At 40.8% G+C, this 18581-nt stretch carries 12 protein-coding genes and 2 pseudogenes; all 14 read left to right on the forward strand.

Annotated features, from left to right (window positions below; translation table 11 throughout):
- Positions 1-49 precede the first annotated feature (49 nt).
- The 14 genes and pseudogenes from WDJ61_RS02710 to gatB all read left to right on the forward strand — a co-directional run bounded on the left by WDJ61_RS02710 (position 50) and on the right by gatB (position 18555).
- Positions 50-1792 (forward strand): adenine deaminase C-terminal domain-containing protein, encoded by a 1743-nt coding sequence (locus WDJ61_RS02710; protein ID WP_338752962.1) that lies wholly within the window; start codon positions 50-52, stop codon positions 1790-1792.
- Between the two features lie 37 nt (positions 1793-1829).
- Positions 1830-2858, forward strand: a complete 1029-nt coding sequence (locus tag WDJ61_RS02715; protein ID WP_338752964.1) for a DUF3048 domain-containing protein — start codon at positions 1830-1832, stop codon at positions 2856-2858.
- A gap of 25 nt (positions 2859-2883) precedes the next feature.
- Positions 2884-3183, forward strand: coding sequence for a YerC/YecD family TrpR-related protein (locus WDJ61_RS02720; protein WP_338752965.1), 300 nt, complete (start codon positions 2884-2886; stop codon positions 3181-3183).
- Positions 3184-3308: 125 nt separating this feature from the next.
- Positions 3309-4001 carry a heptaprenylglyceryl phosphate synthase gene (locus WDJ61_RS02725; RefSeq protein ID WP_338752966.1) on the forward strand — a complete coding sequence of 231 codons (693 nt, stop codon included), beginning with the start codon at positions 3309-3311 and terminating at the stop codon, positions 3999-4001.
- 30 nt (positions 4002-4031) lie between these two features.
- Positions 4032-4715, forward strand: a pseudogene (locus WDJ61_RS02730) (UvrD-helicase domain-containing protein); the annotation flags it as partial.
- A gap of 705 nt (positions 4716-5420) precedes the next feature.
- On the forward strand, positions 5421-7277 hold the full coding sequence (gene ltrA, locus WDJ61_RS02735) for a group II intron reverse transcriptase/maturase (RefSeq protein WP_338752967.1): 1857 nt from the start codon (positions 5421-5423) through the stop codon (positions 7275-7277).
- 97 nt (positions 7278-7374) lie between these two features.
- Positions 7375-8901, forward strand: a pseudogene (locus WDJ61_RS02740) (3'-5' exonuclease); the annotation flags it as partial.
- A gap of 17 nt (positions 8902-8918) precedes the next feature.
- The gene (gene ligA / locus WDJ61_RS02745) at positions 8919-10925 is read left to right on the forward strand and encodes an NAD-dependent DNA ligase LigA (RefSeq protein ID WP_338752969.1); all 2007 of its coding nucleotides are present in this window, start codon (positions 8919-8921) and stop codon (positions 10923-10925) included.
- A 15-nt stretch (positions 10926-10940) separates the two neighbouring features.
- Positions 10941-12110: a CamS family sex pheromone protein gene (locus WDJ61_RS02750; RefSeq protein ID WP_413789045.1), complete on the forward strand. Its 1170-nt coding sequence runs from the start codon at positions 10941-10943 to the stop codon at positions 12108-12110.
- A 155-nt stretch (positions 12111-12265) separates the two neighbouring features.
- Positions 12266-13858, forward strand: a complete 1593-nt coding sequence (gene aceB / locus WDJ61_RS02755; protein WP_338752971.1) for a malate synthase A — start codon at positions 12266-12268, stop codon at positions 13856-13858.
- Positions 13859-13885: 27 nt separating this feature from the next.
- Entirely contained in the window at positions 13886-15166 is a 1281-nt protein-coding gene (gene aceA, locus WDJ61_RS02760; protein ID WP_338752973.1) for an isocitrate lyase, read from the forward strand.
- A 188-nt stretch (positions 15167-15354) separates the two neighbouring features.
- Positions 15355-15645 carry an Asp-tRNA(Asn)/Glu-tRNA(Gln) amidotransferase subunit GatC gene (gene gatC, locus WDJ61_RS02765; protein WP_203364315.1) on the forward strand — a complete coding sequence of 97 codons (291 nt, stop codon included), beginning with the start codon at positions 15355-15357 and terminating at the stop codon, positions 15643-15645.
- A 12-nt stretch (positions 15646-15657) separates the two neighbouring features.
- The gene (gene gatA / locus WDJ61_RS02770; protein ID WP_338752975.1) at positions 15658-17115 is read left to right on the forward strand and encodes an Asp-tRNA(Asn)/Glu-tRNA(Gln) amidotransferase subunit GatA; all 1458 of its coding nucleotides are present in this window, start codon (positions 15658-15660) and stop codon (positions 17113-17115) included.
- A gap of 12 nt (positions 17116-17127) precedes the next feature.
- Positions 17128-18555, forward strand: a complete 1428-nt coding sequence (gene gatB, locus WDJ61_RS02775) for an Asp-tRNA(Asn)/Glu-tRNA(Gln) amidotransferase subunit GatB (protein ID WP_338752976.1) — start codon at positions 17128-17130, stop codon at positions 18553-18555.
- Positions 18556-18581 lie beyond the last annotated feature (26 nt).

The raw sequence follows: 18581 nt of genomic DNA on the forward strand, positions 1-18581 counted from the left end.
CAATAATTTAATAAATGGAATGATAACTTCCTTTTAGGAGGCTTGTATAATGCTGGAACAAAGATATCGCTGGAAGAACAGGCAGCTCAGAGCACATGTGTCGGTGGTTAATGGAGAGATTTCTCCTACGTTAGTTCTGACCAATGCCCGTTTTTTGCACTCTATTCTTAAACAATGGGTGACAGCTAATATTTGGATTTATGAAGATCGTATTGTGTATGTTGGTGAAGAGCTACCAGAAAGTAAAGGTTCCTATGAGATATATGACTGTCATGGCAAAACGTTAGTCCCAGGTTATATCGAACCGCATGTTCATCCGTTTCTGCTTTATAATCCCCAAACTTTTGCTGAATATGCAGTGAAGACAGGAACGACTACTTTCATCAATGACAACTTAATGTTATTTTTGATGTTAGAAGAAAAGAAAGCGTTTTCTTTACTTGAAGAATTACGGACATTGCCAGTTAGCATGTATTGGTGGTGCCGCTATGATGCACAGACAGAATTGGCGAATGAGGAAGAAATTTTTTCAAATACAGCAGTGAAGTCATGGATAGAGCATGAGGCAGTTATCCAAGGGGGAGAACTGACTGGATGGCCCAAGCTTTTAGACGGCGATGATATGATGCTTCATTGGATTCAAGAAACAAAGCGCATGCGCAAAAGAATTGAAGGTCATTTCCCGGGCGCCTCTGAAAAAACGCTCACAAAGATGGCGTTGCTTGGTGCGGATAGCGACCATGAATCGATGAGTGGACAGGATATTAAGAAGCGCTTAATGGCTGGATATATGGTCTCCTTACGTCATTCGTCGATTCGACCAGATCTTGAACTTTTGCTTCAGGAAATGAAAGAAATGAATTTGAATCAATACGATATGATGATGTTTACAACAGACGGTGCAGCTCCTGCTTTTTATGAAAAAGGGATTTTGGACTGGATGATTGCTAAGGCGATTGAACACGGGGTTCCACCAATTGATGCCTATCATATGGCGAGTTATAATGTGGCGAAATATTATAGAGTGGATCATTTACATGGCGTGATTGCACCTGGAAGAGTTGCTAACATTAATATATTAGAAGATGAGTATCATCCCACTCCAATGGCTGTGTTGTCAAAAGGAGAATGGGTGAAAAATCCAGAAGGGTCAGTATCTAATTTCCCTTCAATCGATTGGGCGAAGTATGGATTTGGTCCATTGCAGCTAGACTGGGATCTACAAGAGGAAGATTTACAATTCTCTATGCCATTTGGAATTGAAATGGTTAATAATGTAATTACCAAACCTTACTCTCTTGAAAAAGATGTTTCGGGTGAAGAGCTTTATCAAGCGGATGATGAAAACTTTTTAGTGTTATTAGATCGTCATGGAAAATGGCGAGTGAATACGATGATCAAAGGCTTTGCGACGAATATTCAAGGGTTTGCCTCCTCTTTTTCTAATACAGGTGGTATTCTTCTTATTGGAAAGTGTAAACGTGAGATGGAACGAGCCTTTTATCGTATGAAAGAAATGGGCGGAGGGCTAGTGCTTTCTGAAAATGAACAAATCATTCATGAAATTCCTTTAGAGCTTTCAGGTATGATGTCTACTAAGCCAGTAGAGGAATTAATTAAAGAAGAAGTCGAGTTGAAAAAATTGCTAGTTGATCGAGGGTATCAATTTGATGACCCGATATATACACTGCTCTTTTTATCATCTACACATTTGCCATACATTCGCATCACTTCACATGGAATGTATGATGTGATGAAGAAAACGGTACTCTTTCCGACTATAATGCGTTAAAATAGTAAAGTAAAGAGAATCTATATGGGAGTTTTGTATGAGAACTTTAACCATCATGATCTTATTAACAAACGCTATCATGTTAAGCGGTTGTTGGGGAGAGAAAGAAAACAGTGAAGCTCAGAAAGAAGGTAGCATGGTTTCTCCAGATAAAGAAGGTCACTATGTTTTTCCACTAACAGGTGAGAAAACAAAGGTAGAACCAAACCAACGAGCTACAGCTGTTGTCATTAATAATCATCCAAAAGCACGTCCACATACTGGATTGGTGCAGGCAGATCTTGTGTATGAGGTAATGGTTGAAGGGAATATGACGCGATTTTTAGCCATTTATCAAAGCAAGCAGCCGGAGAAAGTGGGGCCTGTGCGAAGTGCAAGAGATTATTTTATTGATTTAGCCAATGGATATGACAGTTTATTTATCGCCCATGGCTATAGTCCAGATGCGAAAGAGATGCTTCAAAGTGGAGCGATTGACCAGATCAATGGTATTCAATATGACGGAACTATTTTTCAAAGAGATCCTTCAAGAGTGGCTCCTCATAATTCTTATATGATGTTTGATGAAATGACTGAAACAGCAAAGGACAAAGGATATGATTTGCAGACGGCTCCCGACAGTCTGAATTTTATGAAGCGAGCTGAAGTGAAAGAGCTTGCTGGCCCAAAAGCGGAAAACGTTCAGATTCGCTACTCTAATCAAGCTGCTTTTCAAGTAGAGTACAAGTATGACCCGAAACAACAGAGCTATGAGCGATGGACTGGTGGAGAAAAAGAACTAGATCGGGAATCGCAAGAGCCTGTATTAGCGGATAATATTTTTATCATCGAAGCGGGTCATCGCGTGGTTGATTCGGAAGGTCGATTAGATATTGATCTATCATCAGGTGGTTCGGCTTATCTGATTCAGCATGGGATTGTACAACAAGTCGATTGGTCTAATGTCAATGGGCGAATTATTCCTTTTAAAAAAGGGGCGATGGTTGACTTTATACCTGGTAACACATGGATTCAAGTCATTCCTGCCTCAAAAGGGCTCAATCAAATAGTTGAATTTGCAAAATAATTAGCGAAGGGGTTTGAAGCATAGTATGCAAATTGAAAAATTACGTGGAAGAGAGTTAGATCAGCTATTTGAGGCAATTCTGTCTCTTCGTGATTTAGAAGAATGTTATTTATTTTTCGATGACCTTTGTACAGTCAATGAAATTCAGTCACTCGCTCAGCGCCTTGAAGTTGCGCGTATGCTCAAAGAAGGAAAAACATACCATAAGATTGAATCGGGCACGGGTGCATCTACTGCTACCATTTCTCGTGTAAAGCGTTGCTTAAACTACGGAAATGATGCGTACCAGCTCGTTCTTGACCGAATTAAAGAACCGTGCGAATAAATAAAGGGTCTGATCTTCACTGCATATATACGTGATGCGGTGGGGTCAGGCCCTTGTTTTAATGATATAATGAAGGGTGCCAAATGTTTGGCTACTTTTGAATATAGAATGTGGGAGGAAATTAGATGTATGATGTGCGCGAATGGCGTCATGTGTTTAAGTTAGATCCAAATAAAGAGATAGATGATCAGGCATTAGAAAAATTGTGTGAATCGGGTACGGATGCGATTTTAATTGGAGGAAGTGATGGCGTTACACTTGAAAATGTCCTTGATTTAATGGCCCGAGTTCGTCGATATACAGTGCCGTGTGTACTAGAAGTTTCCAATATAGAATCCATTACGCCAGGATTTGATTTGTATTTTATCCCGACGGTGCTCAATAGTCAGAATACAGCATGGATTACGGGTCTACATCATAAGGCGATCAAAGAATTCGGTGAACTGATGGACTGGGAAGAGGTCTATGCAGAAGGATATTGTATAGCCAATCCTGATTGTAAGGCGGCTGCATTAACAGAAGCTAAAGCTCCATTATCTAAAGAGGATATTGTTGCCTACGCCATGATGGCAGAGAATATGATGCATCTGCCGTTGTTTTATTTAGAATACAGTGGAACATATGGAGATGTAGAAGCCGTCAAAGCGGTGGGGGATACCTTAGAGAATACGACGTTTATTTATGGTGGAGGTATTCAGACGGCAGATCAGGCAAAAGAAATGGCTCAATATGCTGATATCGTTGTGGTCGGTAATGTCATATATGAACAGTTAGCAGAAGCAATAAAAACCGTTACAGCAGTTAAAAATGATGTATAATAAGAACATATGTTTGTAGGTGGTGAAAGAATGAATTTTTTAACTGAAAAATTATTAACAGGATTAAATCCTGAACAGCAGGAAGCAGTGAAAGCAACAGAAGGACCACTTTTGATTATGGCTGGAGCTGGTTCTGGTAAAACGAGGGTCCTGACTCATCGAATTGCTTATTTGATGGTGGAAAAAGGGGTGAATCCGTATAATATTCTCGCGATTACCTTCACTAATAAGGCGGCGCGCGAAATGAAAGAACGGATTGGACGATTGCTTGGTGGTGCCGCAGAGGACATTTGGATTTCAACTTTCCACTCGATGTGCGTGCGGATTTTACGCAGAGACATCGACCGTATCGGCTACAGCCGTAACTTTACCATTTTAGATACTACCGATCAGCAATCTGTGATTAAAGGTATCTTAAAGGAGAAGAATCTTGATCCGAAGAAATTTGACCCTCGTGGCTTATTGGCTTCCATTAGTTCCGCTAAGAATGAGCTAATCGATCCTGAAACGTTCAGCAAGAGCCAAGGTAGCTACATGGACCAAATTGTCAGTGAAGTGTACACGGAATATCAAAAACGACTGAAAAAAAATCAAGCGCTAGACTTTGATGATTTAATCATGGTCACGATTCAATTATTCCAGCGTGTTCCGGAAGTGCTAGAGTTTTATCAGCGGAAATTTCAATACATTCATGTGGATGAATATCAGGACAGTGCGACACGTTGCTAATTGAAAAGATTAGCCACTAGCAATTTGCTAGGAGAACTGATGATTTGAAGAGTCGAATGATGGAGTAACGCCCTGAAAGGCTCTCCCTAATCCTCCGAATAGCGTCAAGATAAGTAAGTATCTTGGGGTTATAAGCTCGGTGAAGTCGGCTGAATGTTGCCGTAACAAGCAAAGTTGACGAAAGCTTTCTAGAGGTAGAAGGTGCAACAAATAAGCCGGGGGTCTATAAAGCACTCATGGTGAGAATGTTGGCGCGAAAAAACCAACTGACGAAAATCCGAATGTACGGCTCTAGAGGTATAGATACTAGAAATGGTATTACCACGGTTCGTGGTGCTAGTGAGGTGGAGTAAGAGTTGTCTTTATGAAACACCTTGTCGTGTTACAGGCATGTCCAAGCTAGCAGGGCTAGAGGATTCACCTAAAAGTGTATGTACAGATCAAATCATTGGAACGTGGGAAGCTGACAACGTGGAGGTCTTATTTACCAGTGAAACGGTGATAGGGAAAGGCAAGTTCCATAACTTATCTTTATGTCAGTGATAGTGGTGGCACAGTACCATTGAAGTGATGGAAACATCATGGAGGGATAGCCACTAGTCAATTTGTTAAAGCAACTACATTTATCGTCTATCAGGTTCGAGTATGACTAAGAGAAACGAAAGCCTACCATTTTTAGGTGGTGATTAGTTGACTGATAACAACCAAAAACTAAAGAAGAAGCAAAAATTACGTAATAATGAATACTACGATTTTCAAAAAGAGTTGGATAAGCTGTACGCTCAAAGCAAAAATGGCTATACGTTTCGAAAATTATATGATCTCATCATTGATGAAAGAAATATTAAATTGGCTTATCGCAATATCAAAAAGAACCACGGAAGTAAAACAAGTGGAACGAATGGAAGCACCATTCTTGATATAGGTGAAAAAGTCCCTAATCGCCTTATTCACTATGTAAGGAATAGGATGGCCGATTTTAAACCACGTTCTGTTCGGCGAGTAGAGATCCCAAAACAAGATGGTACAATGAGACCTTTAGGAATACCGACTATAGAAGACCGCGTTATTCAACAATGTGTGAAACAAATTCTTGAACCTATCTGTGAAGCAAAATTTCATCATCATAGCTATGGGTTTCGACCAAATAGAAGTGCAAATCACGCATTATCAAGAGCCATTAGTTTGGTGAATAAAAATAAACTTCATTATGTGGTTGATGTAGACATCAAAGGATTCTTTGATAATGTCAATCAAGGGAAATTATTAAAGCAGATATGGTCATTAGGTATTCAAGACAAGAAGGTTATCAGTATCTTATCAAAAATGCTTAAAACAGAAGTTAAAGGGATCGGGGTACCAAACAAAGGGACTCCACAAGGCGGAATTCTTTCACCATTATTGTCCAACATTGTATTAAATGAATTGGATTGGTGGATCAGCAGTCAATGGGAAACCTTCGAAACAGGAAAGAACTACAATCGGGAACGAATGATTGGCAAAAGATTAGTCTTTGATCAGAGCGCTAAATATCGAGCAATAAAACAGACCAGATTAAAGGAAATGTTTATCGTTCGTTATGCAGACGATTTTAAGATCTTTTGTCGAAATCATAAAGACGCTTTCATTATTTTTGAAGCCGTAAAGAAATGGCTAAAGGAAAGATTGGGGCTTGAAGCGAGTCCTGAGAAATCTAAGGTGATTAATTTACGGAAGAAACATTCCGAATTTCTAGGATTTAAAATGAAAGTTGTACCGAAGAAGCAAAAGTTCGTAGCCAAAACAAATATGAGCGATAAAGCGAAAAAGAAGGCTGTTTCCAAACTACGAGAGCAAATCAAACAAGTAGAAAACGGTCAAAAAGAAGTATCTAAACTCAATGCGATGATTGTTGGTATTCAAAATTATTATCGATATGCGACACATATCACTGTTGATTTTAGTAAAATTGGTTTCTCAGTCAGAAAGACCTTATACAACCGAACGAAAACTATTCTAAGTTATAAAGGTGCAAAGTCCAACACATTTAAAAGGCTATATCCTAAATTCAAAGGAAAAGTGGTATTCATACATGGCATTAATGTTTTTCCTATTGACCATATAAAAACGAAACATCCAACTAATTTTAGTCAGGATATTTGCTCTTATACGGCTTTAGGAAGGCAGAAAGTACATGATCAGCTTAAGGGATATAATCAAGTAATTATTTATCATCTTATGAAAAATCCAGTACCTGATCAAAGTGTAGAATACAATGATAACCGAATTTCCCTTTACGTAGGTCAGCTTGGACAATGTGGAGTAACGAAAGTACCTTTAGAGATTGGGGATATGGAAGTTCATCATAAGACACCAAGAAGCAAAGGTGGAAGTGATGAGTATAAAAACCTGATATTCTTAAAGAAGGATGTTCACAAGTTAATTCATTCAACAGAGGAAGAAACAATTCAGAAATACCTTCAAAAACTGAACTTAGATAGTAAAGCCTTAGACAAAATCAATAAACTCCGCAAATTGGTTGGAAACGATAAAATAGTAGCTGGATGATAACGAATTGATGGAACGCCGTATGCGGGGAAACTCGCACGTACGGTGTGAATGGGGGGAAAAGCTGGAGATGACTTCAAAGGTTTACCTATCCATATCAAACAGAGCCCAATATATGTTAGTTAAATTATTAGCGAGCCGCTTCCATAATTTATGTGTAGTTGGGGACTCAGATCAATCCATCTATCGCTGGCGGGGAGCAGATATTGCTAATATCCTTTCATTTGAAAAGGATTATCCGCAATCAAGAGCGATTTTTCTTGAGCAAAATTACCGTTCGACAAAATTGATTTTACAAGCAGCAAATGAAGTAATTAAAAATAACTCTAACCGCAAACCGAAGAAATTGTGGACGGAAAATCAAGAGGGGCGTAAACTGTCTTATTATCGAGGAGATAATCAGCAAACAGAAGCGCAGTTTGTTGTTGGGAAAATTAAAGAAATGACAGATAGCGGAAAGCGGAAACGGTCGGATATTGCGATTTTATATCGCACGAATGCTCAGTCTCGTGTGATTGAGGAAGTATTGATGAAGTCGAACATTGAGTATACAATTGTTGGCGGAATTAAGTTCTATGATCGCAAAGAGATTAAGGACTTGCTAGCTTACTTGCGTTTAATCGCCAATCCGGATGATGACATTAGCTTGCAGCGGATTATCAATGTGCCAAAGCGTGGTCTCGGTTCCACTTCACTCGACAAAATTTCTCGCTATGCCCAAGAAAATGATTTGACGATTTATCAAGCATTAGCGGAAGCAGATTTTATCGGTCTGAGCGGGAAAGCGGCGAAAACAGCGATTGAATTTCGTCGATTAATTGAAACATATACGCAACAGCAAGAATATTTGTCTGTGTCTGAATTAGTAGAAGAAGTGTTGGAGCGCACAGGTTATCGCGATATGCTAAAAGCGGAAAAAACGATTGAATCCCAAAGCAGACTTGAAAATATTGACGAGTTTTTATCCGTAACGAAAAACTTTGAAGAGGCGAATGATGATAAAAGCTTAATCGCCTTTTTAACGGATTTGGCTCTTGTAGCGGACATCGATCAGCTCGGAAAAGAAGAGGAAGAGCAAGATGCTGTCGTGTTAATGACGCTCCACTCAGCGAAAGGTCTTGAATTCCCAGTCGTCTTTTTAATGGGAATGGAGGAAGGTGTATTCCCGCATAGCCGCTCGTTAATGGAAGAGGCAGAGATGGAGGAAGAAAGACGTTTGGCTTATGTTGGAATTACTAGAGCGGAAGAAGAGCTATATTTAACGAATGCTCAAATGCGTACTTTATACGGCCGTACGAATATGAACCCAGTCTCACGCTTTATTAGTGAAATTCCTGCTGATTTAATCGACCATCTCGCAGTTGCTGAAAAAGTTAGCACACCATTTGGGTTGCGAGGTCAATCAAAAGCACCTCGCCGTCCGATGGTACGTCCGCAAATAAATACAGCTAGTAGCGGTGCAGATTGGAAAGTAGGCGATAAAGCGGGCCATAAAAAATGGGGTACAGGTACGGTCGTTAGCGTAAAAGGCAGTGGGGATAGCGTCGAATTAGATATTGCTTTTCCAAGTCCAACAGGCATTAAGCGTCTACTTGCTAAATTTGCTCCGATTGAAAAAGTTTAAAGAGAAAGGGTGTCTTGATGGACAGAAATAAAGCAGCACAACGAGTACAAGAGCTACATAATGTATTGAACCAATACAATTATGAGTACTATGTACTAGATCAACCGTCTGTATCTGACGCTGAATATGATCGTTTAATGCAAGAATTAATTAAGATAGAGAATGAATTTACAGATTTACAAACACCAGATTCCCCTACTCAACGCGTGGGGGGCGAGGTGCTTGATATGTTTAATAAAGTCCGTCATGATACAGCAATGTTAAGCCTCGGCAATGCCTTTGATGAGACGGATTTACGCGATTTTGACCGGAAAGTGAAGCAAGCTCTCGATGAGGAAAGTTATTCCTACGTCTGTGAACTTAAAATTGATGGACTTGCTGTGTCGTTAAAATATGAACAAGGATTATTTGTTCAAGGGGCGACTCGCGGTGACGGAACGACGGGTGAGGATATTACCGCGAATTTAAAAACGATTCGCTCGATTCCTTTACGGATCAATCAACCGTTTACGTTAGAAGTGCGTGGTGAGGCGTTTATGCCGAAGCAATCATTTATTGCGCTAAATGCGATCAAGGATGAAAAGGGCGAGGAACCATTTGCGAATCCACGCAATGCAGCGGCAGGTTCCTTGCGCCAGCTTGACCCTCGTATTGCTGCTTCTCGTAATCTCGATATTTTCCTTTATGGTGTAGCCAATCCAGGCGAAACCGGGGTGACTTCTCATAGTGCTGGTCTCGATTTACTTGATGATTTAGGCTTTAAAACGAACAAACAACGAAAAGTATGCGATAATATCGATGAAGTCATTAACTATGTCGCTAGCTGGGTAGACAAGCGCCCTGATTTACCTTACGAAATTGATGGGATTGTCATTAAAGTGAATTCACTTGAACAGCAACGGGAGCTTGGGGCTACGGCGAAAAGTCCGCGCTGGGCGATAGCGTACAAATTTCCTGCTGAAGAGGTTGTAACGAAACTAACGGGAATTACATTAAGTGTCGGACGGACAGGCGTTGTGACACCTACCGCGATTTTACAGCCGGTACGAGTAGCAGGAACAACTGTGCAGCGCGCTTCTCTCCATAATGAGGATTTAATTAGAGAAAAAGATATTAAGCTTGGGGATTATGTCGTTATTAAAAAAGCGGGCGATATTATTCCGGAAGTTGTCAATGTAATTGCGGAACGTCGAACAGGGGAGGAAGAGGAGTTTCATATGCCGACGCACTGCCCTGAATGTGATGGAGAGCTCGTCCGGCTAGAAGGAGAAGTCGCTCTTCGTTGTATGAATCCGAAATGTCCCGCACAAATTCGAGAAGGAATGATTCATTTCGTTTCCCGTAATGCGATGAATATTGATGGCTGCGGTGAAAAAGTGGTGGCCCAACTGTACCGAGAACACCTTATTCAAGATGTATCAGATCTTTACAAGCTAACGAAAGAACAGCTAATCAATCTAGAACGAATGGGTGAAAAGTCAGCTGATAATTTACTCCAAGCCATTGAAGCTTCAAAGGAAAACTCATTAGAAAAACTATTGTTTGGTCTTGGCATTCGCCACGTTGGCGCAAAAGCAGCGAAAACATTAGCGCAACATTTTGAAACGATGGATGCACTGGCTGAAGCGAATCTGGAACAATTAACAGCCATTCATGAAATTGGGGATAAAATGGCTGAAGCGATTGTTGCTTATTTTCACTTACCGGAAGTGTCAGAGCTAATAGAAAATCTAAAAGCGGCCGGTGTCAACATGGTATATAAAGGCCCGAAGCTTGCCGCAGTGGAACAGTCGGATTCTTTTTTTGCTGGAAAAACGGTCGTTTTAACAGGAAAATTACATCAGCTGACGCGCAATGAAGCGAAAGAACGAATTGAGGCTCTTGGTGGGAAAGTATCAGGCAGTGTGAGTAAGAAGACAGATCTCGTCATTGCTGGTGAAGAAGCGGGTTCTAAATTAGCAAAAGCGACGGAATTAGACATTGACGTATGGGATGAACAAAAGCTATTGGACGAACTTAATTAATAAGAGGTGGCTCGTTTGAAGAAGAAAATATTTTTGGCGGTAATGACGGCTTCTTTGCTCATTAGTGGTTGTGCGCCGAAATTAGAAAAAGAGGAAGAAGTCATTAAAGGTGATGGCAAAGAGGAGAAAGCGATCATTCCGAATTACCAAATATCTGAGGATTTTTACCGGACGATTACGCCATTTAAACCTGGAAAGGCGAGAGGGTTAGTCGTTTCTAATTTAAATACACGTTATGACATTGTTGAGCTTGAAACAGGGTTAATGAGAATTGCCCAGGAGAATTTTTCCCCAGAGAAATATTTGTTCCAAGAAGGACAAACACTTGATAAAGAGACGATACAGGCTTGGTTAGACCGAGAGTATACAGATGCTCAATTGAAAGAAAAAGGCATGAAGCCTGAAGAGAATTTAGGATTAAACCCGATCGACGACGGCAAAGGTTCGGTGCAAGAGCGCAACGAAAAAAGCCCGATCTATTTAGCGCATGTCATGGAACACAATTATTTAACAAAAACGGAAGACAATTCACTGGAACTTGGCGGAGTAGTTATTGGTCTAGCCTTAAATTCTGTTCATTATTACACAAAAGAAAAATATGGTGCCCAGTATGAGCATAAGATTTCAGATGAAGAAATAGAACGAGAAGGAAAGAAAATTGCGGAAGAAGTAGCTAAGCGCGTTCGAACAATCAAAGGTATAAAGGACGTGCCTGTGACGATCGCTTTATTTCAACAGCAAGCTCAAAACTCAGTTGTCCCAGGGAATTTCATCGCATACACGCATTTAGATGAAGATGAAGATACGATTAGCGAATGGGAAAAGGTAGATGAGAAATATTATTTATTCCCTTCACCAGAGGCAGAGAAAGAACGAAGAGATGACTTGACGTACTTTTTAAACTTCAAACAAGATGTTGAAAAGTATTTTAAAAACTATAGTGGTGTAATCGGAAAAGCTCTATATAACGGGGATGAATTAGTGAGTTTGAGCATTGAAATCCCTATTCAATTTTATGGAAAAGCAGAGGTGATTGGTTTTACCCAGTTTGTTACGGGACTGACGATGGACCACTTCCCTGCTTACACACCAGTTGAAGTAACGATCACATCGGCAGGTGAACCAGAAGCGTTAATTGTTAAAGAACCGAATGCAGATAAACCATATGTTCATATTTACGAATAAAAGAGCGGTCATCCCGCTCTTTTATTTTTTTACAAAAAAAATGTCGAATGAAAATTTAAAATTATTAGAAAAATTATATTCACTTTTTCTAATCACTGTTATATAATACATTTAACAGATAATAACTGTAATATAACAAAGAAAGGATGAATTCAATGGCCACTCAAACAGCTGGCATTAACATAACAGGTGCAATGCGACCGGGTTATGAAGAAATTCTGACACCCGATGCTTTACAGTTTATTGAACAGCTTGAACGGCGCTTTGGAGAACGTAGACTCGAACTTCTTCAAAAACGTCAAGAAAGACAAAAAGAATTTGACCAAGGTAAACAACCTAGTTTCCTAGAAGAAACAGCACATATCCGCAACAGCGAATGGGAAATCGCTCCACTACCGAAAGACCTCCAGGACCGTCGAGTAGAAATTACCGGCCCAGTTGACCGAAAAATGGTCATCAATGCACTGAACTCTGGCGCTAAATGTTATATGGCTTGCTTTGAGGATGCAACTTCACCAACATGGGACAACATCATCGAAGGACAAATTAATATGCGCGATGCCGTTAATCGCACGATCAGCTTTGAAAATCCTAACGGAAAGAAATACGAATTAAAAGAGGAAACAGCTGTGCTCATCGTTCGTCCACGAGGATGGCATTTAGAAGAAAAGAACGTACAACTCGATGGGAAACCGATCTCAGGAAGCCTTTTCGACTTTGGCTTATTTCTCTTCCATAATGCTGTTAAACAAGCAGCAAACGGCACCGGCCCATACTTTTATTTACCGAAGCTTGAAAGTCATTTGGAGGCGAGACTTTGGAATGATGTCTTTCTATTTGCCCAAAGGTATATCGGTATTCCAAGAGGCACGATTAAAGCCACTGTGCTAATTGAAACCATTGTAGCAGCGTTTGAAATGGATGAAATTTTATATGAGCTTCGTGAACATTCTGCTGGCTTGAACTGTGGACGATGGGATTATATTTTCAGCTATATTAAGAAGTTCAGAAATCAAGAAAATGTGATTTTACCAGACCGTGCTGAGGTGACAATGACGGTTCCGTTTATGAGAGCCTATTCACAACTCACGATCAAAACATGCCATCGCAGAAAAGCTCCGGCCATCGGGGGAATGGCCGCTCAAATTCCAGTCAAGGATGATGAGAAGAAAAACGAAGAAGCTTATGCGAAAGTACGAGCGGATAAAGAGCGTGAAGCAAAAGACGGACATGATGGTACTTGGGTGGCTCATCCAGGACTTGTTCCAGTAGCATTAGAAGCGTTCAACGCAGAAATGAAGGGACCTAATCAAATAAAATCGAAAAAACGGGAAGAGGTTCAAGTCTCTGCTGAAGAACTTCTTGCTGTACCAGATGGTGAAATTACTGAACAAGGAGTCCGCGTCAATATTAGTGTAGGCATTCAATACATTGCCTCCTGGCTAAGCGGACGTGGAGCAGCACCGCTACATAATTTAATGGAAGATGCGGCGACTGCGGAAATCTCACGTGCTCAATTATGGCAGTGGATTAGACATCCAAAAGGCTTGTTAACCGACGGCCGCAAAATGACAATGGAACTCTATCAACAGTTTAAGCAAGAAGAAGTACAAAAGCTGAAACAAGAAGTAGGAGAAGAAGCCTTTGCTTCCAATCGATTTGAAGAAGCGGCTGAACTGTTTGATCAATTAATTATTCAAGATGAATTTGAGGAATTTTTAACTTTACCAGGCTACAAAATCCTTTAATATAAAAAAATTTGGGGAGGAATTATCATGACAAACGAACGCGTACAACAATTACAAGAAAGCTGGGAAAACGATGCAAGATGGCAAGGAGTGACACGTCCATATTCTGCAGAGGAAGTCATTAAGCTTCGTGGATCGATCGATATTGAACATACACTGGCTCGCCGCGGGTCTGAAAAGCTATGGAACTATATGAAAACAGAAAACTTCATTAATGCACTTGGCGCACTAACGGGTAACCAAGCGGTTCAACAAGTGAAAGCTGGTTTAAAGGCGATCTACTTGAGCGGCTGGCAAGTAGCAGCGGATGCCAACCTTTCCGGACATATGTATCCTGACCAAAGTTTATACCCTGCGAACAGTGTACCAAGCGTTGTTAAACGTATTAACCAAGCGCTACAACGTGCCGATCAAATTGCTCATATGGAAGGTGATGATTCAATCGATTACTTCGCTCCAATCGTTGCCGATGCGGAAGCTGGTTTCGGTGGACAATTGAACGTATTCGAACTAATGAAAGGTATGATTGAATCAGGCGCAGCTGGCGTTCACTTTGAAGATCAACTTTCTTCAGAGAAAAAATGTGGTCACTTAGGAGGAAAAGTTCTTCTTCCAACACAAACAGCTGTCCGCAACTTAATTGCCGCTCGTCTAGCAGCGGATGTTATGGGAACACCGACTGTATTAATTGCTCGTACAGATGCCAACGCGGCTGATTTAATTACAAGTGATGTCGATCCTTACGATGCACCATTCATCACTGGTGAGCGTACATCTGAAGGCTTCTATCGAGTAAACGCTGGTTTAGATCAAGCGATTGCTCGCGGATTGGCTTATGCTCCATATGCTGATTTAATTTGGTGTGAAACGTCTGAACCGAACCTGGAGGAAGCACGTCGTTTCGCTGAAGCCATTCATGAGAAGTTCCCTGGTAAAATGCTTGCTTATAACTGCTCTCCTTCATTCAACTGGAAAGCAAAACTTGATGATGAAACAATTGAGAAATTCCAAGTCGAGCTTGGGAAAATGGGTTACAAATTCCAATTCGTTACATTGGCTGGATTCCATGCGCTTAACCATAGTATGTTCCAACTGGCTCTTGGTTACAAAGATCGTGGAATGGGTGCTTACTCCGAACTACAACAAGCGGAGTTTGCTGCTGAAAAAGATGGCTACACAGCAACGCGTCATCAACGTGAAGTAGGAACGGGCTATTTCGACCAAGTATCTATGGTAGTCACTGGTGGAGAATCTTCTACTACAGCTCTTAAAGGCTCAACAGAAGAAGAGCAATTCCAAAAGCAGTAATGAAAGTGAGAAATAACCTTCGAGTGAATAGGCTCGGAGGTTATTTCTTTTGATTTCTTTTATATGAAGCTACTAGAAAGGATATGGGCATGGTAAAATAAAATTTGTGCGAATTGCTATAAAACCAGGAAATTTGATAAGATGAATAGTATTGTGAGATGCTTTAATTTTTATGGAGGTGAAGGGAATTGACACGTATTACAGAAGAACAAGTGAGACATGTGGCGAATTTAGCACGCCTTGCGGTGACTGATGAAGAGGTGGAGAAATTTACATCTCATCTTGATGCCATTATCTCTTTTGCTGAGCAATTAAATGAACTAGATACAACGGATGTATTGCCAACGTCCCATGTTTTAGATATGAAAAATATTATGCGTGAAGATGAGGCGAAACCAGGGCTTCCGCAAGAGGAAGTATTGAAAAATGCCCCGGATCATGAAAACGGGCAAATTCGCGTGCCATCAATTATTGAGTAAGGAGGGAACAGGATGTCATTATTTAATCATAAGCTGACCGAGCTTCACGATCTTTTACATAAAAAAGAAGTATCCATCCCAGATTTAGTGGATGAATCTTATAAAAGAATTCAAGAAGTAGAAGGCAAGGTTCAAGCGTTTATCACATTAAACGAAGAAAATGCTCGCCAGCAAGCGGAAGCATTGCAAGCGAAAATCGGAACAGATGAGGCGAAAGGCCTTTTATTTGGTATGCCGATTGGAATTAAAGATAACATTGTCACAAAAGGATTACGCACAACGAGCGGAAGCCAAATTTTAAACAATTTCGACCCGATCTACGATGCAACAGTCATGAACAAGCTTCATGAAGCAGAGACGATTACGATCGGTAAATTAAACATGGATGAATTTGCGATGGGGTCTTCTACAGAAAACTCTAGCTATCAAAAAACACGTAATCCATGGGACTTAGATCGCGTACCAGGCGGTTCTTCCGGTGGTTCAGCAGCTGCTGTAGCGGCAGGAGAAGTACCATTTTCTCTAGGCTCTGATACAGGCGGTTCGATTCGTCAACCAGCTGCTTTCTGTGGTGTTGTAGGATTAAAGCCTACATACGGACGTGTATCCCGTTTCGGCTTGATCGCCTTTGCTTCTTCATTGGATCAAATTGGCCCGGTTACACGCAATGTAGAAGACAATGCGTACTTACTAGAAGCGATTTCTGGTGTCGATCCGCATGATTCTACATCCGCTAATATCCCAGTTGATTCTTATACTCAAGCATTAACAGGCGATGTGAAAGGCCTGCGTATTGCTGTACCGAAAGAATACCTTGGCGAAGGGGTATCGGAAGAGGTACGCCAATCAGTCCTTGATGCATTAAAAGTATTAGAAGGCATGGGCGCAACTTGGGAAGAAGTGTCTCTTCCACATTCTAAATATGGAGTTGCTACTTATTACTTGTTAGCGTCTTCTGAGGCATCTTCTAACTTGGCTCGCTTTGATGGTATTCGCTACGGTTACCGTGCGGAAAATGCCGAAAACTTAATCGATCTTTATAAGAAAACGCGTGCAGAAGGCTTTGGCGATGAAGTAAAACGCCGTATTATGCTTGGAACATTCGCGTTAAGCTCTGGCTACTATGATGCATATTACAAAAAAGCACAGCAAGTCCGTACATTAATTAAAAAGGACTTTGAAGATGTATTTAAAAAATATGATGTCATCATTGGCCCAACGACGCCAACACCAGCGTTTAAAATCGGTGAGATCATTAATGACCCATTAACGATGTATGCGAACGACTTATTAACGATTCCTGTCAATTTAGCGGGTGTACCAGGAATTTCTGTTCCATGCGGATTCTCAAACGGCATGCCGCTTGGTCTTCAAATCATCGGTAAGCATTTTGATGAGAAAACAGTGTACCGTGTTGCTCATGCGTTTGAACAAGCAACAGATTTCCATAAACAAAAACCAACATTGTAAGGGGTGAACAAAATGAACTTTGAAACGGTCATTGGATTAGAAGTCCATGTAGAGTTAAAAACGAATTCGAAAATCTTTTCATCGGCTCCTGCTCACTTTGGGGCAGAGCCAAATACAAATACAACTGTCGTTGACTTAGGCTACCCAGGTGTGCTTCCAGTTGTCAACAAACGCGTCGTCGAATTTGCGATGAAAGCGGCGATGGCACTCAATTGTGAAGTCGCACCTATCACAAAATTTGACCGCAAAAACTATTTTTATCCGGATAATCCGAAAGCTTACCAAATTTCGCAGTTCGATCAACCCATCGGTGAAAACGGCTGGATTGAAATTGAAGTAGACGGCAAAAAGAAAAAAATCGGTATTACGCGCATCCACATGGAAGAAGATGCTGGTAAATTAACGCATGCGGGTAACGTTTCTTTATGTGATTACAACCGCCAAGGAACGCCGCTTGTTGAGATCGTATCTGAGCCGGATATTCGCACACCAGAAGAGGCCTATGCTTATCTTGAAAAAATAAAATCAATCATCCAATATACAGAAGTATCTGATTGTAAAATGGAAGAGGGCTCCCTTCGTTGTGACGCCAACATTTCCTTGCGTCCATACGGTCAAGAAGAGTTCGGTACAAAAACTGAGCTGAAAAACTTAAACTCTTTTAACTTTGTACGTAAAGGATTAGAATACGAAGAAAAACGCCAAGCGGATGTGTTATTATCTGGCGGCGTGATCGATCAAGAAACTCGCCGTTTTGACGAAGCAACTGGTCGAACATTATTAATGCGTGTGAAAGAAGGCTCCGATGATTATCGTTACTTCCCTGAGCCCGATCTAGTTGACATCCACATCGATGACGAGTGGAAAGAACGTGTACGTGCAACGATTCCTGAGCTTCCAGATCAGCGAAAAGAGCGTTATATGAACGAACTTGGCTTACCTTCACATGATGCGAACGTATTAACGATTACGAAAGAGATGGCCGACTTTTTCGAAGCAACGGTGGCAGCAGATGCTGATGCCAAACTTGCTTCCAACTGGTTAATGGGCGAAGTATCTGCTTATTTAAACGCAGAAGGCAAAGAGCTAGCTGAGTGTGTTTTAACACCAGAAGGCTTAGCTGGCATGATTCGTCTAATCGAAAAAGGAACAATTTCTTCAAAAATTGCCAAAAAAGTATTCAAAGAATTGATCGAAAACGGCGGCGATGCGGAGACCATCGTGAAAGAAAAAGGCCTTGTCCAAATTTCCGATGAAAGTGTGTTATTGAAATTCATCAATGACGCTTTAGATGCTAACCCGCAATCCATCGAAGACTTCAAAAATGGAAAAAGCAAAGCAACTGGCTTCCTAGTAGGTCAAATCATGAAAGCTTCCAAAGGACAAGCCAACCCAGCTGTACTTAACAAACTATTACTAGAAGAAATCAAAAAACGCTAATTAGTGGCCCCCAAGCGAATGCTTGG

The organism is Bacillus sp. FJAT-52991 (assembly GCF_037201805.1).
Taxonomy (GTDB): domain Bacteria; phylum Bacillota; class Bacilli; order Bacillales; family Domibacillaceae; genus Bacillus_CE; species Bacillus_CE kandeliae.